We start from the raw sequence: 21,369 nt of genomic DNA, 5'->3' as shown, positions 1-21,369 counted from the left end.
GTTAACTCATGTGTTATTCTACCATCAGATTAACCTCTGAGGATCTCTGCAACGGAGGCTTTGATGAATGTTTCCGGCTTGAACTTTGTTTGTCTGGCGCGCGTCCGGATGGCAAGACTGTGAAGCACGGCTGCCGCGAGTTGCGCCAGTTTCTTTGGATTACCTGATTTCATCTCGCCCTCATCCTGGGCCTGCTTAAATCGTTTTATAAACATCGCATCAATCTGATCCAGTGCATGGGCAAGGTCGGATTGAATCTCATCATCGTATGCTGCTGCTAGCGTTGCCGTGCAGATGACAGGGCATCCCCATGCGATATCGCTGTCGGCAATGTATTCCGACAAAGCGGCCTTGTAGAAGTTGACCAGATCCTCTTCCAGACTCAATCCCGCAAAGAGATTTGCTTCGAGTTCGCCCAGAAAAGTTTGACTAAATTGATCCATGGATTTTCGATAGATCGATTTTTTATCTCCAAATGCAGCATACAAACTCGGCCGATTCATTCCGGTTGCAGTGCTAAGCTCATCCAGGCTGGTTCCTGCAAAACCATGTTGCCAGAACACAGTGAGTGCCGCATTTAGTGCCGCTTCAGGATCATAGTTGCGGGGCCTTCCCCGTTTTTTATTCATAATTTTGTACCGATTCGCATATAAATATTGACGACTTCACATCCAATTGAATAATATGCGATTCAGTACATAAATGGCAAGGATTGTATAGACACATAAAGCAATCATCTTAAAGGAGAAGAGAAAGATGAATGACGACTCCCGAAAAAAAGAAACCATTCCCAATTGGCACATTGCCGGCGATTGGTTTGATATTTGCTCATGCAATGTGCCCTGCCCTTGCACTTTTGCCCAACCACCTACGGGTGGTGCCTGCGATGCCATCTTTGCATACAAAATACGCACAGGACATTTTGGTGAAGTAGATATGGCAGGCATGAACGTCGTGATCATCGTCGCCTTTACAGGCGACGTGTGGAGTGGAGACAAAGTCGCTGCTGGTATATTCCTTGATGCCGCAGCCAACCCGGAACAAAGACAAGCTCTGGAGTTGATTTTCACCGGTCAGGTTGGAGGCTGGATGGGGCATTTTATCCCTTCAACTCTGGGCACACTCAGAGGAATCGACTTTGCTGATATCACAGTGGCTGTAGATGATTCACTCGAACACTGGAGGGTTGAAATCCCTGAAGTGGTCTGTGCCAGTGGCGAAGCCCTGACCGGTCCCACTGCAGATCCTTCCAGGCGCGTACAATCATGGAATCCCCCCGGAAGCGAAGTCGGACCGACTGAAGCCGCTGTCACCTGGGGAAAAAGCATCGAGGGACACTGGCAGGCATTTGGGTTTTCCCAGGACATTCCCTCGGGACAGAACAGCAAACATATTCCCTTCGACTGGAGTGGACCCGACGCATGATGCGAACTGCCAGAATCACAATCCGTCGATTCATTGAAGCTTTGATTTCTGTTTCCAGGATTGATACGTCAACGGCGTTTTGTACGGGTATCATCGCACTGGGTATCGTCGGCTGGATCACGGCTTTAATAATGATGGGAGGCATGGATCGAGGTCCCGGTACACCACTCCATAATTTTCCGACATTCCTGATGGGTTGGATCATTATGCTCACAGCGATGATGCTGCCTTCGGAAATGATCTATGTCAAAGTTTACACGACAGTCCTGAAAGGAAAAGTCACGCTGCAACAGGGAAAGTCTAGTTTGGCTATTCCCCTGATCTGTTTTCTTGCCGGCTATGGGATTGCCTGGATCCTATATGGAACTCTCGCATTTATTTTGGACACGCTTTTGAGAGTTAGTGCATTTGAATTCATCAATTGGAACCAGGAAGGTCCACGCATCACCGGTTTAATACTATTTATCGCAGGTCTTTATCAAGTTTCTTCTCTGAAGTACGCCTGTTTGACGCATTGCCGTTCGCCATTCAGCTTTTTTGCCCATCACTGGCGAATCGGAATTCTGGGTAGCCTGCAAATGGGAGTTTTGCATGGACTTATTTGCGTCGCCTGTTGTTGGGCTCTGATGGCCGTAATGTTTGCAGTCGGTGCCATGAACCTGGCTTGGATGGCCTTGCTCACGTTGCTCATGTTTGCTGAGAAAATCGTTCCGTTTGGACAGAAGCTGACATTACCCATCGCGATCTTTCTGTGGGTGATGGGAGGCTGGATTGCAGTCACTCCTGGCTCGGCTCCTTTTTTAAAGAACCCCTTGCAGTTTGATGCTTCGAATCATGCTGATCGCTTTAAACAACATTCTGAGGAGTCATTCAACCACCCACTGCTGGGCCAGCCTGCACCCGAGTTCATACTCCCGAATATGGGGCAACAAGAAGTCTCACTCACTGAGCTTAACAAACGCGGACCTGTCGTCATTGTGTTCTACTATGGGTATTACTGCAGTCATTGTGTCTCTCAGCTCTTTGGCTTGAATGAAAACCTCCAAAAGTTCAATGAATTACAAGCAACCGTAGTCGCGATCAGTGCAGATACTCCTCAGCAAACAAAGACAAAGTTTAGCAGATATGGCGGGTTCGACTTCCCCGTCCTGTCTGATAGAGAGAACCGCATCGCAACGAAGTACAAAATTTATCAGCCGGCAACAGCCTCCCGCGTCGAGGATCAACAACACGGGCTATTTGTCGTTGATCAAAACGGTCAAGTTGTCTGGGCATACCATGGTGAGACCCCTTTCATGGATCATCAAACTTTACTTGAGGTGTTAAAATCTCTGGATCAAGCTCAGTAATCAGCAGTGAGAGTCACTCAAAGTCTAATATGGGATAATCTCACGTCGAATCAAATAAGACGCCTACACTATCCCAGGGATCAAGTTTGACATAAAAAATCGGACAACGAAGTGCCATTCTTCGTTGTCCGATCATTCATCAACTAACGATCAGAATGTCAGAACATGATATCCATCCTGAATGAGCTGCCGAAAACTCATATTGGTACCATACTCTTCCAGCAGATTGACTCCCGCTGATTGTACGGATTCATCGACACCAAAGGCGCCCGCGCAGAAGCTGCATGCTCCGGTGATCTGATCTTTCAATTCATTAAAGACAGAGTGCAGTTTATGGTCAGGTTTGGTAAGCTCACCAACCCACTTGGTTCCAGCGCCGGTAAAAGTAACCTTGACATGGTCACCCCCCTCCTTGAATTCCTTGGCGGCTGTCAGTGCATTCACAACTCGGCCGAGGCCTTCACTTCCTTCAGTATCTGTGAGAATCACTATCGCAATGTTTGACATGTTTCAATTCCTTAAAAGAGATTAAATGTGTTTTTTGAATCTATAAGTAATTTTTCAGTTCGGTTTATTTTGCCTCGACTTTCGCCTTAGCAGCCCGAAGAACAGGATAGGTATCTGTGAAGACATAACCTTCTTCCGCACCCGAATGGCAGGAGTTACATGATTCTGTTTTCATCCGCGCGCCCGTTGGGTTGTAGTGAGGTGCTTCGCCGAAACGGAAGAAAGCCCAGCCACCCGGTTCCTCTTCAAAGCGTTTCGTGTCTTTCACCATCGCTTCCAGACTGACGAAGTTACCTTGAAAGTAACCATTGCCGCTCGGCATGGCTTTGCTTCCGACAGAGACAAGTTCCTTGAGAATCACTGTACCATTGGGAAACGTACCCGTCTTCTTGTATTCCGCAAAGCTCATGGGATCGATATAAACGTTGTGAAATTCCGGGAAGGCAGCCTTGCCGTTGTTCATGTCATTAGGCGTGACGGGTGCCCCAATAAAGACCCACTCCCTGTGATCTTTAGGGCGAATCAGTGCCCCCTGATCGTTGTACTCAGCTCCTTTCTTCATCATCGGTGCTGTTGACTGATTGGCTGCGTGGGCTGTTGTCGTTGGTTCGACAGCAGTTCCACAGCCTGAAAGTAATGTGAGCGATAGTGTGGTCGCTCCCACCAACACCAAGCCCAGGCCGGACTGCTTTAAGTTCTTCATGTGTGACTCCCCTCATGTGGATGACTTTGTTCTGCTTGAACCCCTCTGGTTCAATTGGTATGGAGATCGCAAATGCAATCCCTATGCCACGAAACTGTCAAGTCGATCACAAAACAAACAAGCCATTGATATAAAACAACTTGCAAACATTCGAACTTGCCATCACAAATAGAAAAGGTATGATATGTCGTACTCAAATACGAAATACCGTGATTCCATGTCTCGTAATCTCAGTCAGGAGAGTCCGTTGAAACAGAATGCAGAAGCAGAGTCTGCCCACACCAGTGAACCCGCCGTTGATGGCACTCTCCTCTCCATCGTGCAGGGAACCGCATCAGAACGAGGTGAGCATTTTTTTGAATCTCTGGTTCAATACCTGGCAGTTTCGCTGAACGTCAAAGCAGCTTTCGTCGCTGAGTTCAATGCGGAACGCACAGCAGTCCATACGTTGGCCGTCTGGGTCGGAGGGCAGCTCGAAGAAAACTTCGTATTTGAACTGGAAGGGACTCCCTGCCAACATGTGCTCTCGGGAGGAATTCAGCACTTCTCCGATAATATTCGCGAGTTATTTCCCAAAAACAATCTTCTGAAAAGCTTAAACGCACGCAGCTACCTTGCCATTCCTTTAACGGATGATGCAGGCGTGGTGGTAGGGCATCTGGCTGTGATCGATGATCATTCCATGGAAGCGGACGAGCGGGAACTCTCAATCTTTCATATCTTTGCTGCTCGGGCAACTGCAGAACTGATTCGACGTCAAGCAGAACAACAGCTGGATGACAGCCTGCGTCGAGAACATCGCCTGCGCGACGAGCGACAGCGGATTGAAGCGGAAGTCGCGTACCTTCGAGAGGAGCTTCGCTCTCGATCCGAATTTGCTGAAATCGTAGGTGAGAGTGATGGGATCTGGAAAGTGTTACGCAACATCGACATGGTGGCTCCCACCGACAGTACGGTCTTGATTCTAGGCGAGACCGGTACTGGTAAGGAACTTGTTGCCAGAGCAATTCATAAAAACAGTAAACGGCATAATGGCTCCTTCGTTCGTGTGAACTGTGCGGCACTCCCGGAATCCCTTCTGGAAAGCGAACTCTTTGGACACGAACATGGTGCGTTCACGGGTGCCACTCAACAACGCACGGGTCGTTTCGAACTCGCCGATGGGGGCACGATCTTTCTGGACGAAATTGGCGAGATGCCTTTACCCGCACAGTCACGTTTGTTGCGCGTGCTGCAAGAACAGGAACTTGAACGCGTAGGAAGCAGTCAGACGATTCGGATTGATGTCAGAGTCCTAGCGGCCACCAATCGCAACTTGCTGGATATGGTTGAAGAGGGAACGTTTCGAGAAGACCTCTACTACCGACTGAATGTCTTCCCTGTTCCCATCCCCCCGCTTCGTGAGCGATTGGAAGACATTCCCACGCTGGTACGATTTTTCCTGACGAAACTGGGATCGCGGCTGGGTAAGAAAATTGATCAGGTCCCGAAATCGGTCTTCTCCATGCTCCGCGATTACGCATGGCCGGGCAATATTCGAGAGCTGGAGAATATCATCGAACGCGCCATGATTCTGACACCCGGCGATACGCTATTACTGCCTGCGGGCGTGATCCCGGTACGTCGAAAGAAAGAACAACGTTCTACCCAACTTCTGCCGCTCGAAGAAATCGAACGCAACCATATTCAAACCGTTCTGAATCACACACAAGGGACGATTGCCGGCCCCAAAGGTGCTGCCAAGATCCTGGGGCTCAATCCGAATACACTGCGAAGCCGGATGGAAAAACTCGGAATCACTGTGGAGCGATCAAATGGCAACTGAATTCCAAATCAAACGCATTTACGATGAACCAGACGACAACGATGGTTACCGCATTCTCATCGATCGCCTCTGGCCCCGTGGCATCACAAAAGCTAAGGCAAAAATTGACCTGTGGCCAAAAGATTTTACGCCTTCTACTGAATTACGGAAATGGTTTCATGCCAATTCCGACCGATACGACGAATTTGTTGCCAAATACCAGTATGAACTGGAAGAGCGGCAAACTGACATCCAACAAACCATGGCATCGATTACTCAGCCTACCATAACACTGATTACTTCCGTCAAAGATCCGGAACAGAGCCATGCCGTTGTCTTACAGCAATTTTTGATCAATCTAAATTAGAATGTCTGATCCTTGTATCGCATTCCTCGCACACATTTTAACAACTGCTTCACGATGAAGCTGTCCAATCCAGGGCAACGTAACCACCGTGCCCCTAGACCGAACCGACATCCATTCTCCCCCGAGCGATTGCCAGACATTCTGAAGTGCGGAAATTTTGCCGGGAGTGATCACGACTTGACTGCGAGTTGTGATCACTCTCTCTGGAACCGACGGCATTGCCTGACAGATGTGAGTTCCGATTCACTTCAGAATCAAAATGAAACCCCAATGACACAGGCAAAAGCAATCCAGAGTTTGTTCACGACGGGCAAGCACTTATCATAAGAAAATTAATTTTCAGTGTGATCGTGAAAACAATTACTCAATGGGCAAAGTGTAAACCACCGCACCAATCGGAGCGCCCTCTTTGACGTCTGCATAATGTGGATGGCACATCACACACTTTTTCAAAACAACGGGTACGGGTGTCATCGCGCGAAGATAAGGCTTACCGTCTTTATCAACAATTTGTTCAACATAGCCCTTACCCCCTTTTAACTGCTTCGCCCCTTGTTTTTCGAAATCGTCCTGAGCCACGTTGTCTGATTCGTAAGGCTCTCCCGTCAAATCGATCAAACGGGCTTTATGCCAACCCTTTTTCTCGACCGCACCGAAGAGAGCAATGGCTGCACTCCCGGCTGGAAAATCGTCTTCATCATTCACATATTTGTCAGTAATCAATACTACGGCTGTTTTATAAATGTCATCGAGCATCTTTACTTGCTTTCGAGTTCGCTCAACAGCCGCCTTTGGTGGACCGGCTTGTTTTTTATCCTTTGGTGCCTCTGCCGAAACAAAAACACTGGTTGCCACTACAGAAAGAATCACTACAGTGCTAAGCGCTATTCCAACTTTTAACATCGATTTTTTCCTTTCAGAAGATAGTACGGGTCTCAATTCCATACAAATAAATTAGACAACAATATCCAATTTTGAAAAGACTATAATATATCCTTAAAATAGATGTCAATATCCAATAAGGAGACTTAAAAAAATTTTTAAAGCTTAATTGCAGGAGAAACTACCACGTTGGAATAGAATGTTATCACTTAGAACTAAATATATTTTCACAACCAGAACAGAGAATACAAATCTATTAGGCATAAGAACTTAAGAAGGGGGCACAATCGTGATCATGATTCACAAAGCAGCAGGGCGTAGCTGAAGTTTCATGATTGAACCGATTCCAGTTCATTGCAAGTTTTAAACAGATAAACGCCATAACCGAGTGTATCTCGGCCCCACTCGAGATAAGCGTCCATCCACTCGCGTCTCTGGTTCCGCTTTTGGACAACACCGGGATTTTCCGGATCTGCAAGGGCTTTTCGTTCGATGAACCGTTGATAGGTCCATTCGAAATCATCCCATTCTTCTTTACTACTGGTCCAGGCCGCAAACGGAATCAATCCCAGCATCTTGCCCGCGGCAACATTTGCGGCATGAGTCATCTCGTCAGGAGTACTGTCCCCCAAAAATTTTCGATACTCCGGCGAAGCTGGTTGCCTCATGTATCCTTCAGCAATCAATAGAAAGCCTCCGGGGACGACCATGGGAAGCATCTGAGAAAGCGCGTTTTGATAAGCATCTTTTCCCAGTCTGAAAGCGTGTGAGGCTCCCATACAGATCACGAGATCAAATGACTCCGGTGCAACTTGAAATGTTTGTGCGTCAGATATAGTAAATGTAAGACTTGATGGGGTAACTCGCCCTTTGGCACGTTTGTTTGCCTCTGCGATATGATCCGACGATGTGTCGATCCCAACTCCCGTGATCTGATAACGTTCGGCAAGCCGAATCAAGATCTCACCTGCCCCGCAGCCTACATCGAGTACTCTTTGGTGGGGTTCGAGTTCCAAAGAATTGATGTACTTCCCCATTTTATTTTCGCTGATGGGGTCGTTCCAAAGTAGTTCGATCATTGAATCGTTCCTGTGATAGCGGGACAAATTCGAGTGTCATACGTTAGCTCATGTTGTGAATAACTATGGCATATTTCTCTGACAGTTCTGCGAGTTTTAAGTTCGTAATATTTGTTAGAACACCGCAGTCCAACAAAGGATTAAGAATCCCTTATAGAGTTACTAACAAATAAATTAATTGACATATAAACTATTTATATATAATATAACTACATCCCTGGAAATGATGACTCTAATTTGTTCCAGAGTGAACTCAAAAAAGGAACCTACGATGATCAAAGTTCGCAAAGCCACGGAGAGAGGCCACGCCAATCATGGCTGGCTCAAGACGTTTCATACGTTTTCGTTTTCGACTTATCGAGATCCAGAGCATATGGGATTTCGTTCGCTCCGCGTCATGAATGAAGACTGGGTGCAGCAAGGGCAAGGTTTTGGAACTCACCCGCATCATGATATGGAAATTGTAACTTACGTGCTGGAAGGGGCATTAGAACATAAGGATTCTATGGGAAACGGCGAGGTATTGCATGCGGGCGAATTCCAGCGAATGTCTGCCGGCACCGGTATCACGCATAGTGAATTCAATCCGTCTGAAACTGATCCCGTGCACCTGTATCAAATCTGGCTCCTACCAGAGAGTAAGGGCATCGACCCCAGCTACGAACAGAAACGATTTCCAGATGAAGAGATGCTTAATCAATTACGACTCGTCGCATCACCAGAAGCTGAGAATGGATCATTACACATTCATCAGGATGCACGGATTTTCCTCTCAAAAATTGATGCGCAAGCAAAAGTGATTCACGAACTGGAGCAAGGCCGCCATGCCTGGTTACAGGTTTTACGCGGCACTGTCTTACTCAACGGTGAGCATCTGGAAACAAGCGACGGTGCCGCCGTGAGTGAAGAAAGTACACTCACAATTCAAGCGACCAAAGATGCTAAGATCATGCTGTTTGATCTGGCGTAAGCCAACTTTCAAGTTTTATATTTGAATATCAGATACTTTACTTTTATGATTGAGCTACATTCTACGCGTTCCCAACAAGGAAGTTTGCTCTCATACATTACCTGTGCGCAACCTAAGAGAAGTAATGGCAGAACAAACAGCAAACAACCAAAGATGGTTTGCCTGGTTCCGGTGGATCTGGAGAGCAGGTGTGCTGATGGTGCTCATTTTGTGCGTCGGCATCATTGTACCTATCATACAAAATGGCCGGTCGATTCAGAAATTGGATGCTCTTGAAGTCAATTATGATACTCAACCTGGATTTATTCTGCAAAGCCTTCCTCTGAGCTGGTGCAACTGGCTTTACGACACTTTGGGGGAAGAGCGATATCGAGCCTTTGAAACAGTAACAGGCTTATGGTGTGAGTATGAATCACTCAGTGACTCGGATCTCGCGGTTTTCAATAGATTAACGGGTCTGGAAATTCTCGAACTCTCTGGTTGCGAATTTAATAATTCAACATTCGTCCACCTTAGAGGATTAGTTAATCTGAAAGTACTCGTATTGAATGCTTCAACGTTAAATGATGAAGGTCTTTCACACATCAAAGGACTTTCAAATCTGGAATCGCTTTATCTTTCAAAAACAATAGTCAGTGACACGGGACTGATCTATCTGAAAGATCTTACAAATCTGAATCAGCTAGAGTTGTATGATACAAAAATCACAAATTCAGGACTGGTTCATCTCGAAGACCTCACAAACTTAAAGAAACTCGACCTTGGTCAATCCGAATTCAAAATCAGTGATGCCGGTCTGAAGCACTTGAGAAACATGACGAAGCTTGAATCACTTGATTTTGATTTAAGTGAAGTCAGTGACGGTGGATTGATCCACCTGAAAAATTTGGTCAATCTGGATGAACTTGATCTCAGTCATGGCCAGATCAGCGGGACTGGCTTGATTCACCTTAAAAAACTGGTCAATTTAAGCAGCCTCAGATTCTATGAAACTCCACTCAGCGACATCGGACTATTCCATCTGAAAGATCTGGTCAATCTGCAGAGACTTGGACTTTCAGGTACAAAAGTTAGCGATACCGGATTAATTCATCTAAAAGGTCTGACGAATCTGAAGCGGCTTGAACTCGATGGCACACAAGTCAGTGACGTAGGACTGATTCATCTAGAACTCCTTACAAACTTGGAGTGGCTTAGTCTTTCTAGAACACAAGTCAGTTCTACGGGACTGGTTCATCTCAAAAACCTGATCAATCTGCAGAGGCTTGAACTTTCAGGTACAATAGTCAGTGATGACGGTCTGATCCACCTCAAAGGGCTTACAAAACTCATCTCCCTTGAACTCGATGGAAATCAAATTGGTGATGACGGTCTGATCCACCTCAAAGGACTTACAAAACTCAACTACCTCGGACTCGACGGAAATCAAATTGGTGATGACGGATTGAGCCACCTCAAAGGACTTACAAAACTCATCGCCCTCGGACTCGACGGAAATCAAATTGGTGATGACGGATTGATTCACTTGAATGGTCTCACGAAATTGGAATACCTTCATTTAAATAACACTCAAGTCACCGAAGCGGGTTTATTCCATCTGAAAGATCTCTCTAGTCTGCAGCAACTTGGTCTTTCTGGGGTTAAAGTCAGTGATCGAGGACTCCATTATCTAAAAGGTCTGACAAATCTCACACAATTTGAGCCTGACTTCAGTAACATCAGTGATGCCGGATTAGTTTATCTGAAAGAATTAAAGAGTCTGAAGAAACTCTCCTTAGCAGGTGCAAAAATAAGTGATGCGGGACTGGAAAACCTGAAAGAGTTAACTGAGCTTGAAATGCTTGACCTCAGAGGCACAAAAGTAAGTGATGCGGGACTGATCAAACTGAAAGGGCTTGCGAATCTGTGGGAGCTGATTCTGAAAGACACACAAGTCACAGGAACAGGTTTCTCTCATTTGAACGATTTAACGAGCCTGGTCACGATTAATCTCTCCGGCTCTCCGGTAACAGATACAACTCTCTCTTATACGAAAGCACTTTCGAGTCTGAACGAGCTTGATCTTTCAAATACACAAGTCAGCGATGCAGGATTGGCCCACCTGAAAGAGATAAAGTCTCCGAGCTACCATTTTTTTGGTTTACAGGAAAGCGATTCTGAAACCCTGCCTGTGAAAGAGAGAAACCCTCTAAGCCAACTTGACCTCTCCGACACGCAGGTCAGCGACCTGGGGTTGATTCACCTGAAAGAGCTTACCAGTCTGTGGAAGCTTCGTCTCGCAAAGACTAATGTCAACGGTTCAGGTTTGATTCACCTGAAAGATCTTGCGTATCTGAGCTGGATTGATCTCTCCGGAACCAGGATCAAGGAAAGAGGACTGATCAATCTAAAAGAATTTGCAAGTCTGGAATCGCTTGATTTAAATGAAACGGAAGTGGGTGATGCAGGTCTTGCTCATCTCAAAAGAATTCCAAAACTGGTATCACTGGGACTCGCTGGGACTAAAGTTACTGACGCTGGCATGACTACTTTGAAAGGATTTTCGAATCTGAGATTAATTGATCTCAAAGGGACACAAATCAGCGACGCCGGTTTGGTCCAACTGGCAGAGATTAAAGATATGTACTTACTTGATCTAAATGGCACACAAGTGAGCGATGTGGGGCTCCTTCATTTAAAAGGCCTCACGGAGCTAGAACAACTTGATCTCACAGACACTATGATCACTGACGCGGGACTGCTCCATCTAAAAAATCATCCGAAGCTATGGAGGCTGAATCTAAAAGACACAGAAGTGAGTGATTTAGGCCTCTCAAATCTAAAAGGAGAGCTGAGACTGAATTGGCTTAATCTTTCTGGCACCAGTGTTAGCGATGCGGGATTGGTCCATCTGGAAGGACTTATTGATCCTATAGATCCGTATGAACTGATTCTCACCAACACACGAGTCACTTCTGCTGGTGTGGCTCAACTTCAGAGAGCGCTACCAGACTGCAAGATAACTGCTTCATCTGTTGACTTAGATCAGAACTGACTCCAAGTATTGTTTCAGATCTATCAAACATTCAAGCCTTCAGCCTGGTGCTGTTCCTGTGCCATTGCCAGATACCGTGCATACGCGACCTCATCACGCTGACAGGAAACTCCTTTGAAAACCATGGCAAACGAACGACGATGTCGTGTTTCAGACATATTCGCATCGGCACGGTGAATGGTCATTCCGTGATGGGCAATCGCATCCCCCGGTTGCAGGCGCGTGACCGCTTCGTTTGAGAAGTCATCGGGAGAATAGTCAACAATTCCCTGTGAAAATCCGAGAATCTTCGACTTGGCATGCTTACGATATCCGTGCAGATGCGAACCTTTGACGTACCGCAGACAGCCGTTCTCCGCGTCGACTTCGTCCAGTGCCAACCAGATGGTCACAACATTCGACGGTACAAGACAAAAATAGTAATTATCCTGGTGCGGTGGCGTGACATGGTTCGTATTGGGTGGTTTATTAAACCACTCCGGCTGTTCGCAGCTTGCGGGTTCCCCGACAAGGGCTTCCGCCAACTCACACCATTTTTGATGTTTTGTATAATTGCTAAAGAACGAATCGCCTCCCATATGCTGCATTTGTTTGAGTGTCTCGAGACGACTGCGATCGACATAGAATGCATCGGCATCGGGAAGCTGAGGAACCACATCACTGATATAACGATCCAGATTTCCAGTCAGCTCAGTGAGTTCAGATTCGGAAAGAAACTGTCGCACTACTGCGAAACCATGCTGGTCATAACTTTGTTTTTCGGTTTCAAAAGCCATCATCATTCCTCAGACAATTTGGTGTTTTAGAGATCCATTACCAATTTCACAACGCGGAAAATGGTAATCGAAATTCTCTGAATATTCCAACATATTCTGCTCTCGCTTGCTCAAAAATTCAAATTCACTTTTGGGATCAGACTTTGACAAATTTAACACTATTCATCAGATAGCGAATTTTTTAAGATCACCCACTTTGCGTCATGGATGGTTCCATGTTGCTGATGCTTTGAAGCGTCGATGAGTTTTGTTTTGTCACTCGAAGGAACGAAGTTGAACAACACAACGGTGTCGTCGTCTGGCTTGAATGTTTCAGCCGGATCAAATTCTGTGGTATAGCGAGAGACATTGGAAATACGGAATAACCGCATGACACCCTTGCCAAACAGGGCAGCTGGTTTTGGTTGGTTTGGTTCCCACTTCTCCTGAGCGCCGATGATCATCTTTCTATTCCGATCAAATGGTCCAGGCTTGGGGGCCGTCATTTTATGGATTTGTTTTCCATTAAGATAGATTATTTGTTCCAGCCCAACGTAGACCAGCGCTATATGGTCCCAGCCCTCGCTTGAATTCGGCTCAACCGGAACCGAATAATTCGTCCCGTTATCGCTCTCCCAACCAGCGGAGTGCCCCTTCGCACGAATCGATATCCAGATACTATTTTCTGGATCACCTTGTTTTCCTTGACAAAAAACTCTCCCTGACCAGTCTTTGACCCAAGCCTCAACTGTAATAGCATTATGGTCTTCAAACTGAATATGAGGAACTGAGACATAACTATTTTTTCCATCGAATTTTAATCCATGGCGCATGATCTCTTCATCTGCTTTATCGGGCTCAACAGCACATAAACTGGTTAGTTGTGTCTGACAGCAAACAAACAAGAGTGCCCAAAAACAGCAGATTCTGAATGACATGATTTAAACCTTTTTGGAACCGAGTCCCACATGGGGAGATTGTATTTTTTCACTGTTTGGTCTGATCTCATCGGCCATAGATCATTACATTTAGTCTAAAATATTCAGGTTTGTTTACAAGCCCAAGGATCGATTTCCAAAAGAAGAACTCTGCTCAGACTAACCTGTTACTCGGTGTCAATACTTGCTGAGAGACGAAATGTAACTAGTCCGCTGCCTACGTCATGACTACTACTTGATGAGCATCTGAATTTCCGTCAAATATTGTTTTGGATTACCTTTGAGAATCATACCTGGCCCCTTGAGGTAAATTTCACGCGTAGGAACTTCAATTTCATATCCTTTTTCCTTCACGTATCGCAGGATTTTGCCATACGAATCGCCCAGATCATCATACGGGCCTTTATGAAGTAGCGAGACACAGCGACCGCCCGTTAGTTCTCTGACAGAGATGGCATCTGTCCTGGCACCTTTCCGAATGGGCATGCAGGCCTCAAAATCTGCGTCATCTTCTTTAAACTCAGTATCATAATGCAACAGGAAGGGTTCGCCGCAAATATGCCGATTGAATTTTCTGCCAAGCGTTCCGAAACCTGACGCACAATCGCTGTATTTGCCGCGCATCCGAATTCCAGCGATGAGAATGGAATCAACTGATTTTTCCTCAACTTCGTATGTTGCGTTATTCATAGCCTCTCTTGCCTCCCTTTCTTTGATTATGATTTGATCAAGAAAACCGCTGATGGCCCGGTATTCCCGCATTTTTTCTGATATTCTCTGCTTCTGCTGCTTGAGGTAGTCAAGAATATCAGCTTCGTCTTCATAATTGCCTAAAATCCCAGAAATATCAGCCAGTGTGAAATCAAGTTTACGTAGTTGCGTGATGACACGGGCAGTTTCAATTTTACTCTCTGCGTAATAACGATAGCCTGTTTGCTCATCAACATACGATGGTTCCAGGATTCCCTGTTCATGGTAAAAACGTAGTGTTTTCACTGTCAGACCGGTAATCTTCGAGAACTCTCCAATGCTAAACATAGTGGCTTTCTATCTGGAATTTTCAGTGGCAAACCAAGTTGACGGTAATATACGGCCTCCAGTAAGGGGAGAGTCAACCATAAAAGCAAAAGAAATTGAAAGAGTGATTTTGGCTCCATATTCTAAGGAAACAGAGCCAAAATGTGATATTCAGTTTGCACTTAAAAGAGGGACGGCTGCATTTGCCCGTTCATTTCCTGCCAACGCGCTTTCAACGCATCAAGCTTTTCCGGATGCTGGGCGGCAAGGTTTTGCTCCTCAGCCAGATCATTGGCAATATTGTAGAGTTCCCAAGAAGCTTTTTTTCTTTTGCCCTGTATGTTGACGAGCTTCCAATCACCAGATCTCAATGCGGTTAGATTCCCCTGCCGCCAGAAAAACTCTTCATGAGGTGCCCCTGTCTTCTCACCTCGGAGATACGGCATTAAATCGCGTCCATCGATCCCCTGGGGCAGACTCGCTCCCGCAAGCACTGCAGAAGTACTGAAGAGATCCATGCTGCTGACAGGACGCTGAAACGTCTGACGTGGCTTTAATGTGCCAGTCCAGCGCATCATAAACGGAACCCGCAATCCCCCTTCGTACATCGTCCCTTTACCGCCGCGGAGTGGGAGATTACTGGAAGTGAGTTCGCGTGTCGGGCCGCCATTGTCACTGAGAAAAACAACGAGTGTCTTTTGATCGAGTTGGGCTTCCTGTACCTGTTTGAGAATTTTGCCAACGCTATCATCCATCGACGCCAGCATGGCGGCAAAGATCCGCCGATGAATGTCTTCAAGATGCTGGAAACGCTGCATGTCTTTCAGCTTCCCTTGCAAAGGACTGTGAACGGCATTGTATGCGAGATAGAGAAAAAAGGGTTTGTCGCGGTGTCGATCAATGAAACTGACGGCTTCGCGCGTGAAAGCATCGGTCAAGTACTCCCTTTCAACGACAGGTTGCCCACCACGAATGATGGGGTTATTGGCATCGTAGTCAGGTTCATTATGCCCCATATGCGTTGAGTAGATTAGATTATGACCGATCCAGCGTCCCTTGCCTCCGCCGGGGATGGTCTTACGACGCAACATCGTCGTGACACCTTCATAAGGAGGCGGAACGAAATAATGTCCCTCATGAACGAAACCAAAGAATTCATCAAAGCCATGACGAAACGGATGGTAGTCCGCCGCGCCTCCCAGATGCCACTTCCCAATCAAACCCGTAGTATAGCCTTGATCGTGCAGAAGTTCTGCGATGGTCTGCTCCTTTGAAGGCAGACCGGTTCCGGGATCTTCGTTGCGAGCACCGATCGGATTGAATTCATACCCAAAACGGGTGGGAATCTTACCCGTCAGCATTCCGGCACGAGAGGGACTGCAATTCGGTGCCGTGACATACGCCTGCGTAAATCGAATTCCCTCATTGGCGATAGAATCAATGTGGGGGGTGGGAATCTGCGGATTCCCCTGACAGCCTAACTCACCGTAACCGAGATCATCGGCCAATAGGATAATGATATTGGGCTGATCAGCCGCCTGAGCGATAGTTGCAGAAAAAATACAACACAACAAAAGTGTGAGCCGTTTCATGGAATACACCAATCTCGTGGAGCCAATTACAAAACAAAGTATTAAGACGATGGAGTGCCAAACTGCTGTGATCAGTCTGATCACAATAGTATTGAAAGTGCAGTACACGATTTCTTAAAAATCATTGTAACTGCTACCAGTATGGCTTCCTATGAGATTGATCATCGTTTTGAAGAAAATCGAGCTGTGAGTAGGAAATTCTCTGTCGCCAGATGAAGTAATTTTATTCCTCATCGAGAGCGCTCTCCCAAAGACACAATTAATCTGCGCGCACTAAAGCGTGCCGCTTCCAGGAATTTTTTGGGTAAACGGAGCGAGATGAGTGATTCCTGGTTGAAGCAGATACAGACGACTCCATAAGCAACTGACCAACTCTGCTGACGCGTTGCATCAGGAAACTCTTGCCGCAATTGCCCAGCCGTAATTCCCACCAGTTCGTCGATGTACTCGGTCATTAATTCTTGAATCCGCGGGTATTGATCCGCGGCAGAAATGAGTGCCTCCACCACAAGCACCGAATCGGCCGTTTCGACTGGCTGGTCGGGAAAGAAAAATTCGATCAACTTCGTGATCCGACCTCGTTCGGGAAGTGCTCCCAGTAATCCCAGAGTATACTGCCGATACTTGGCAACTACGCGTTCGGCCAGGGCAATAATCAGATCATCCCTGTTTCCCACATAATGACGTAGAATACTCCGTTTTACGTTCGCCTCCTCTGCAACCCTTTCCAATGAACTTCCCTCCAGCCCATACCGGGCTACACAAAGCTCAAAAGCATCAAGTATCTGAGCTGTTCTCTCTTCCGTCAGGTCAGGTCTTCCCATAGTAAGTCGATTCTCCTTTTTTTAGATTGTCACTATTGACAATTTACCATACAGGGAATATATTGTCAATAGTGACAATATATAACAGACATCAAAATCGAATCTTGTCTGTTCGCAAGATGATGCTGTTATTCCCACTTCTGTTGAATGTTCACCTTTATCAGGTACTACAATTCAGGAGTAATCAGACTTATGAAACAGCCACAACGATCTCATACAAGCTGCTGGACCACACCGATCGCGCTGATTCTTCCCATGTGCATCGCCAATGTCAGCACGGCACAATCCACCAGCGATTCGATCAAAGATGAAATCTCATACACAAATGAGATTCGTCCCATTGTGAATAACTTTTGCGCAACCTGTCATGCCGGCGATGACCCGGAGGGAGAATTCGTTCTGACCAGTTACGAAGATGTACGCAAACATGTCGAGAAAGGTGAGCTCCTGAAACGTATTAACGATGCCCAAGATCCGATGCCGCAAAGTGGACTCTTGCCAAAATATATGCGACGCCTGTTTCAGATATGGGCTGACAATGGCTATGTGAATCAAGGCAAGAACAATAGAGGCAAGGCACAGCCAGACTATGGAAAATTTACGCCTCCGAAAATCACCCCCGTTGATATCAATGAGAAAGGCTTCGATCTTCTCAAGAACATGCAGGGACACTGGGTCGGATCAATGAAACTGATGGGGCAAGATTTTGACTGGTTTGCCTTCGATTATCGCGCCATCGCCCCCTCACACGTCCATGGAATCTTTGAAGCGGGAACGCTCGGGAACTTATTTACCTCGTTCTTCGTGACCAATTTTAATGGCAAACGAACGATCATGGCACGAAACGGGGGAATACTGAATGGTATCTACAGAACCAGTTATTTTGTGCTGGACAAAGTCGAATACGGCCGAAACGGCAGCTACTACCGTCTTGTCGATGCTTATGGCGGCAATGATATCATGTGGATGGAGCTCACATTCTTTGGAAACCAGATCGAATTCAATTCTTATACCAGTCGATTCGGTCTCATCACTCCCCCCAAATTGCACATGAGCTTTCAAGCAAAACGCATGCATCCTGAATTGGCAGCCCAGGCAGCAAAAACAGTCGGCTTTCCCAAGAATGTAATCGACTTTGACCTGTCAAAAGGATTACCGAAACCCAACTGGGGTGAAGATGTCCCCCAAACATCTGCCAGTTATATCTGGGAGGAAAAAGGAAAGAGCTTGATTGAACTGGGAAAAATTGCCAAAGACCCCTATCGAATTGACCAGATGCCCCACCTCTCACAACTCTCGGTAGAGATCCACAGAACGGAATTGACCAAAGGCAAGAAACTACACCTCTATCTGTCAAATCGAGCACTCACTGATAAGCAAGGAAAATTCATTACCCAGTTTGGTTATATCCGTGAAGACCTTCTGGACGGCTTGCTGGCATTCCCGGAGATTAGTAGTAAGGAAAATCATTTCACATTCACTTACCTTCATCCAGGCAAGTATTTCCTGACAGTCATCGCAGATATGGACGCTGACGGATATCCCTCGCCGGGTGATATCACCCATTCCAGGACTCAAGTTGTGGTGAAACCGAAATCCCATACCAAGGTTGTCATTAAAAACCTGAACGTCAGGAACTGATTGCCGCTGGTTTAGAATCAATGGAATGACAGAGAAAGGGGAGGAACAAAATATGAAATGGCTGTGGCTGTTGTCGTCCATTACGTGCGAGGTAATCGGAACGACGTTTTTGAAACTCGCGTCTGGCGACTCACCGCACACTACGAAATACTCAGTAGGAGTGGTCGTATTTTATGTGCTCTGTTTTGCACTACTCGGACAGGCAATGAGGTCCTTTCCCCTCGGTACCGTTTATGCGATTTGGTCGGGCGTGGGTGTAAGCCTGCTGGCGATCATTGGAGTAATCTGTTTTGGTGATGAAGTCAACGCCTTGAAAATTGTTTCATTGATTCTCGTTATTTTGGGTATTGTCGGATTGAACATGAGCGGCATCTCTCATTGAAACAGCACCGGCAAGTCAGATATTCCACTTATTTCCATTAGGATAGACATTGCCAGACAGAATATTTTCGTTTCGAGAACCTGTGAACTCTATTCGTGTCTGAAAAGAAACGGGATCGAATTATGCTAAAAGATCATGATATAGATCACTGAAACATGGCCGACATTTGTCGGATTCATTTGACGAAATACAATAGGGTTCCTTACAAAATGTCTGATTCTTCTCCCATCCTTGTCGCTCCCCTGTTCCGAGAAATCAGTGGAAAACTCGTCGCTTTATTACAAAGTCTGAACGCAGAGGAATGGCATCAACCAACCAGCAGTTCCCAGCGCAACGTGAAGGACATCGCCACACATTTGCTTGATGGGAGTTTGCGACGCCTCTCGGTGCAAAGGGATGGTTACATGTCTCCCGATGGTTTCAGCGAACCCCAGCCGGATGAATCACTCCTTGACTTTCTCAATCGCTTGAATACCGAGTGGGAAACAGGGACCCGCCGCCTGAGCCCACAAGTGTTAGTAAGCCTCATCGAATGGGCTGATGCACAACTGGCTGATCTCTTTGAATCACTCGATCCCTTCGGACCAGCGATTTTTCCTGTAGCATGGGCCGGTGAAAGTGAGTCTCTTAACTGGATGGACGTGGCACGAGACTATACGGAAAAGTGGCATCACACTCAACAAATCTTCGATGCAACCGGTCATTCCTGTACGATCATCGAGCGAAGACTGTTCCACCCCTGCCTTGATATCTTCATGCGGGCGCTGCCATTCACATTTCGAACGATCAACAAACCAGATGCATCTCTGTTGAAAGTTGAAATCACTGGAAACGCAGGAGGACATTGGTTTTTGCTTCGACAAGCTGGAGAATGGGTTCAAGTTTCTAAAGAAACCGGAACCCCGACCGCGCGATTCATAATCAGTCAGGACTCTGCCTGGAAACTGTTCACAAAACGTCTCGACCGCAAAACAGCGCTCTCACGATTCCCCGATATTCAAATCGAAGGTGATGTTGAACTCGGTAGTCATGTCCTCGACATGGTTTCGGTAATGGCGTGAGTGTTTTACACGAGCACCTCTTTGAAAGGTCTGCGGGGGGTGTGATGTTTTTCTGCGGGAGCGTAACCTATACGAAACGGATGCTGAGGCGTCAGTCCTTGCTGGGGAATCAGAGTTGCCAGTTCGCTCTTCAGCTCAGGTACTTGGACGATTTGACTCATCGGTTGACACCAGATGCCATGCAAAGCGGCCAGCAGAGAAAGTCGCTCGTAGACTTGTCCTACCTGAAGCTGCGACATTCGATCATCCGTCTTTGAGCTAATCAGTCCCAGGATCGGTGAACTCATCAGAACTTCCGAATCTTTCTTTGCTTGCGTGTTTCCCATATCAATATAGCAGACAGCGAGCTTTGCAATTTTTGACATCAACCAACCCGTTCCAAAAACGCCTTGCCCCACCCACTGTGCGAGTTCTTCTCGAAACGCCGGATCAGAGAATTCAATCGCGTCTCCCCTCACCACCAACTCGTCCACTTTTTGCTTTATCTCATCGTCGGCTGTCAGATGCAGCATGAGAGAATCTTCGACGCAGGTATCCTGAAGTTGCTGTAGAAGATCACCGGGAATTTCACGGTCTTCGCATTGACCATGATTGGTATGCCGAACAGGAATCATGGAAAATAATTCGTCGGGTCGATACGGAGCACGTTTTTCCTGCTCCCTGAACGTTACATTAGCGCAAAGTGAGGGCTCATCATTCCCTGGTAAAAAAGAGACTTGATGCTCCAGACCAAAGTGCTCTGCGGCGATGAGCAGGTTTTCCAGCGCACATCCTACGCTGATATGTAGTTCCCTTTGATCACTATCGGCAACTTTGAGCCAACGCGATTCATCATAGAACAGATCAATTTGATCGTCGTGAATTCGATACAACCATGGTTCGGTGTTATGACTGGACGGAGCCAAAATCGCATAGCGAATGAGGAAACGCAGACGTTCTGTAAGTGATGCTTCGGCGGGATAGTCCTCTTCAACAACCTTCCAGCAGGAAAATCGTTCTTCCAAAGGCATTGACACTCCTCCGTTCACGATAAATTATG

General features: G+C 46.5%; 20 protein-coding genes. 9 read left to right on the top strand and 11 right to left on the bottom strand.

Features of this window, described 5'->3' with window-relative positions; all coding sequences use genetic code 11:
• Positions 1-29: 29 nt before the first annotated feature.
• Positions 30-629, bottom strand: a complete 600-nt coding sequence (locus V144x_RS09495; protein ID WP_144984765.1) for a TetR/AcrR family transcriptional regulator — start codon at positions 627-629, stop codon at positions 30-32.
• A 127-nt stretch (positions 630-756) separates the two neighbouring features.
• On the opposite strand from V144x_RS09495, the gene V144x_RS09490 reads away from it, so the two are divergent.
• Both V144x_RS09490 and V144x_RS09485 read left to right on the top strand, forming a co-directional pair.
• The gene (locus V144x_RS09490; RefSeq protein WP_144984762.1) at positions 757-1,425 is read left to right on the top strand and encodes a DUF1326 domain-containing protein; all 669 of its coding nucleotides are present in this window, start codon (positions 757-759) and stop codon (positions 1,423-1,425) included.
• On the top strand, positions 1,422-2,774 hold the full coding sequence (locus tag V144x_RS09485) for a copper chaperone (protein ID WP_144984759.1): 1,353 nt from the start codon (positions 1,422-1,424) through the stop codon (positions 2,772-2,774). Before V144x_RS09490 ends, V144x_RS09485 begins: the two co-directional genes overlap by 4 nt.
• 150 nt (positions 2,775-2,924) lie before the next feature.
• Here V144x_RS09485 and V144x_RS09480 read toward each other — a convergent pair whose 3' ends face one another.
• Positions 2,925-3,281, bottom strand: a complete 357-nt coding sequence (locus V144x_RS09480) for a DsrE family protein (protein ID WP_144984756.1) — start codon at positions 3,279-3,281, stop codon at positions 2,925-2,927.
• Between the two features lie 64 nt (positions 3,282-3,345).
• Complete coding sequence (locus V144x_RS09475; protein ID WP_144984753.1) at positions 3,346-3,984, bottom strand: cytochrome P460 family protein; 639 nt, start codon at positions 3,982-3,984, stop codon at positions 3,346-3,348.
• 184 nt (positions 3,985-4,168) lie between these two features.
• Here V144x_RS09475 and V144x_RS28905 point away from each other — a divergent pair, with 184 nt between their 5' ends.
• Positions 4,169-5,809, top strand: coding sequence for a sigma 54-interacting transcriptional regulator (locus V144x_RS28905; protein ID WP_144984750.1), 1,641 nt, complete (start codon positions 4,169-4,171; stop codon positions 5,807-5,809).
• Positions 5,799-6,155: a DUF488 domain-containing protein gene (locus V144x_RS09465; RefSeq protein ID WP_144984747.1), complete on the top strand. Its 357-nt coding sequence runs from the start codon at positions 5,799-5,801 to the stop codon at positions 6,153-6,155. Before V144x_RS28905 ends, V144x_RS09465 begins: the two co-directional genes overlap by 11 nt.
• A 360-nt stretch (positions 6,156-6,515) precedes the next feature.
• Here V144x_RS09465 and V144x_RS09460 read toward each other — a convergent pair whose 3' ends face one another.
• Positions 6,516-7,058, bottom strand: a complete 543-nt coding sequence (locus V144x_RS09460; protein WP_197998842.1) for a c-type heme family protein — start codon at positions 7,056-7,058, stop codon at positions 6,516-6,518.
• A 308-nt stretch (positions 7,059-7,366) separates the two neighbouring features.
• Positions 7,367-8,116 (bottom strand): SAM-dependent methyltransferase, encoded by a 750-nt coding sequence (locus V144x_RS09455; protein WP_144984741.1) that lies wholly within the window; start codon positions 8,114-8,116, stop codon positions 7,367-7,369.
• A gap of 271 nt (positions 8,117-8,387) precedes the next feature.
• Here V144x_RS09455 and V144x_RS09450 point away from each other — a divergent pair, with 271 nt between their 5' ends.
• A complete protein-coding gene (locus V144x_RS09450) occupies positions 8,388-9,086 on the top strand; it encodes a pirin family protein (protein WP_144984737.1) in 699 nt (232 codons plus the stop codon).
• Positions 9,087-9,210: 124 nt separating this feature from the next.
• Positions 9,211-12,120 (top strand): hypothetical protein, encoded by a 2,910-nt coding sequence (locus V144x_RS09445; protein WP_144984732.1) that lies wholly within the window; start codon positions 9,211-9,213, stop codon positions 12,118-12,120.
• Between the two features lie 23 nt (positions 12,121-12,143).
• Here V144x_RS09445 and V144x_RS09440 read toward each other — a convergent pair whose 3' ends face one another.
• From V144x_RS09440 to V144x_RS09420, 5 genes are all read right to left on the bottom strand, one after another.
• Positions 12,144-12,896, bottom strand: a complete 753-nt coding sequence (locus tag V144x_RS09440) for a phytanoyl-CoA dioxygenase family protein (protein WP_197998841.1) — start codon at positions 12,894-12,896, stop codon at positions 12,144-12,146.
• A 158-nt stretch (positions 12,897-13,054) separates the two neighbouring features.
• On the bottom strand, positions 13,055-13,813 hold the full coding sequence (locus tag V144x_RS09435; protein ID WP_144984726.1) for a LamG-like jellyroll fold domain-containing protein: 759 nt from the start codon (positions 13,811-13,813) through the stop codon (positions 13,055-13,057).
• A gap of 231 nt (positions 13,814-14,044) precedes the next feature.
• Positions 14,045-14,851: a MerR family transcriptional regulator gene (locus V144x_RS09430; RefSeq protein ID WP_144984723.1), complete on the bottom strand. Its 807-nt coding sequence runs from the start codon at positions 14,849-14,851 to the stop codon at positions 14,045-14,047.
• A 161-nt stretch (positions 14,852-15,012) separates the two neighbouring features.
• A complete protein-coding gene (locus tag V144x_RS09425) occupies positions 15,013-16,422 on the bottom strand; it encodes a sulfatase (protein ID WP_144984720.1) in 1,410 nt (469 codons plus the stop codon).
• A 230-nt stretch (positions 16,423-16,652) separates the two neighbouring features.
• Entirely contained in the window at positions 16,653-17,246 is a 594-nt protein-coding gene (locus V144x_RS09420) for a TetR/AcrR family transcriptional regulator (RefSeq protein ID WP_144984717.1), read from the bottom strand.
• Positions 17,247-17,438: 192 nt separating this feature from the next.
• Here V144x_RS09420 and V144x_RS09415 point away from each other — a divergent pair, with 192 nt between their 5' ends.
• The 3 genes from V144x_RS09415 (at position 17,439) to V144x_RS09405 (ending at position 20,330) form a co-directional block, all read left to right on the top strand.
• Positions 17,439-18,887: a hypothetical protein gene (locus V144x_RS09415; RefSeq protein ID WP_144984715.1), complete on the top strand. Its 1,449-nt coding sequence runs from the start codon at positions 17,439-17,441 to the stop codon at positions 18,885-18,887.
• A gap of 52 nt (positions 18,888-18,939) precedes the next feature.
• Positions 18,940-19,269, top strand: a complete 330-nt coding sequence (locus tag V144x_RS09410; protein ID WP_144984711.1) for a DMT family transporter — start codon at positions 18,940-18,942, stop codon at positions 19,267-19,269.
• A gap of 209 nt (positions 19,270-19,478) precedes the next feature.
• Positions 19,479-20,330: a maleylpyruvate isomerase N-terminal domain-containing protein gene (locus V144x_RS09405; protein WP_144984708.1), complete on the top strand. Its 852-nt coding sequence runs from the start codon at positions 19,479-19,481 to the stop codon at positions 20,328-20,330.
• A gap of 5 nt (positions 20,331-20,335) precedes the next feature.
• Here the strand turns inward: V144x_RS09405 and V144x_RS09400 are convergent, their stop codons facing one another.
• Positions 20,336-21,340 carry an Acg family FMN-binding oxidoreductase gene (locus tag V144x_RS09400; RefSeq protein ID WP_144984705.1) on the bottom strand — a complete coding sequence of 335 codons (1,005 nt, stop codon included), beginning with the start codon at positions 21,338-21,340 and terminating at the stop codon, positions 20,336-20,338.
• Positions 21,341-21,369: the final 29 nt, after the last annotated feature.

The sequence above is a fragment of the Gimesia aquarii genome, from assembly GCF_007748195.1.
Lineage (GTDB): Bacteria > Planctomycetota > Planctomycetia > Planctomycetales > Planctomycetaceae > Gimesia > Gimesia aquarii.
The sequence above is the reverse complement of the archived record's forward strand: the minus strand, read 5'-3'. Positions and strand labels throughout refer to the sequence as shown.

Coding starts and splice junctions, on each gene's coding strand:
- V144x_RS09475 (WP_144984753.1), bottom strand. CDS start 3,984: ATGAAGAACTTAAAGCAGTCCGGCCTGGGCTTGGTGTTGGTGGGAGCG.
- V144x_RS09430 (WP_144984723.1), bottom strand. CDS start 14,851: ATGTTTAGCATTGGAGAGTTCTCGAAGATTACCGGTCTGACAGTGAAA.
- V144x_RS09455 (WP_144984741.1), bottom strand. CDS start 8,116: ATGATCGAACTACTTTGGAACGACCCCATCAGCGAAAATAAAATGGGG.
- V144x_RS09435 (WP_144984726.1), bottom strand. CDS start 13,813: ATGTCATTCAGAATCTGCTGTTTTTGGGCACTCTTGTTTGTTTGCTGT.
- V144x_RS09445 (WP_144984732.1), top strand. CDS start 9,211: ATGGCAGAACAAACAGCAAACAACCAAAGATGGTTTGCCTGGTTCCGG.
- V144x_RS09415 (WP_144984715.1), top strand. CDS start 17,439: ATGAAACAGCCACAACGATCTCATACAAGCTGCTGGACCACACCGATC.
- V144x_RS09480 (WP_144984756.1), bottom strand. CDS start 3,281: ATGTCAAACATTGCGATAGTGATTCTCACAGATACTGAAGGAAGTGAA.
- V144x_RS09440 (WP_197998841.1), bottom strand. CDS start 12,896: ATGGCTTTTGAAACCGAAAAACAAAGTTATGACCAGCATGGTTTCGCA.
- V144x_RS09450 (WP_144984737.1), top strand. CDS start 8,388: ATGATCAAAGTTCGCAAAGCCACGGAGAGAGGCCACGCCAATCATGGC.
- V144x_RS09465 (WP_144984747.1), top strand. CDS start 5,799: ATGGCAACTGAATTCCAAATCAAACGCATTTACGATGAACCAGACGAC.
- V144x_RS09460 (WP_197998842.1), bottom strand. CDS start 7,058: ATGTTAAAAGTTGGAATAGCGCTTAGCACTGTAGTGATTCTTTCTGTA.
- V144x_RS09495 (WP_144984765.1), bottom strand. CDS start 629: ATGAATAAAAAACGGGGAAGGCCCCGCAACTATGATCCTGAAGCGGCA.
- V144x_RS09425 (WP_144984720.1), bottom strand. CDS start 16,422: ATGAAACGGCTCACACTTTTGTTGTGTTGTATTTTTTCTGCAACTATC.
- V144x_RS09405 (WP_144984708.1), top strand. CDS start 19,479: ATGTCTGATTCTTCTCCCATCCTTGTCGCTCCCCTGTTCCGAGAAATC.
- V144x_RS09485 (WP_144984759.1), top strand. CDS start 1,422: ATGATGCGAACTGCCAGAATCACAATCCGTCGATTCATTGAAGCTTTG.
- V144x_RS09410 (WP_144984711.1), top strand. CDS start 18,940: ATGAAATGGCTGTGGCTGTTGTCGTCCATTACGTGCGAGGTAATCGGA.
- V144x_RS09420 (WP_144984717.1), bottom strand. CDS start 17,246: ATGGGAAGACCTGACCTGACGGAAGAGAGAACAGCTCAGATACTTGAT.
- V144x_RS09400 (WP_144984705.1), bottom strand. CDS start 21,340: ATGCCTTTGGAAGAACGATTTTCCTGCTGGAAGGTTGTTGAAGAGGAC.
- V144x_RS09490 (WP_144984762.1), top strand. CDS start 757: ATGAATGACGACTCCCGAAAAAAAGAAACCATTCCCAATTGGCACATT.
- V144x_RS28905 (WP_144984750.1), top strand. CDS start 4,169: ATGTCGTACTCAAATACGAAATACCGTGATTCCATGTCTCGTAATCTC.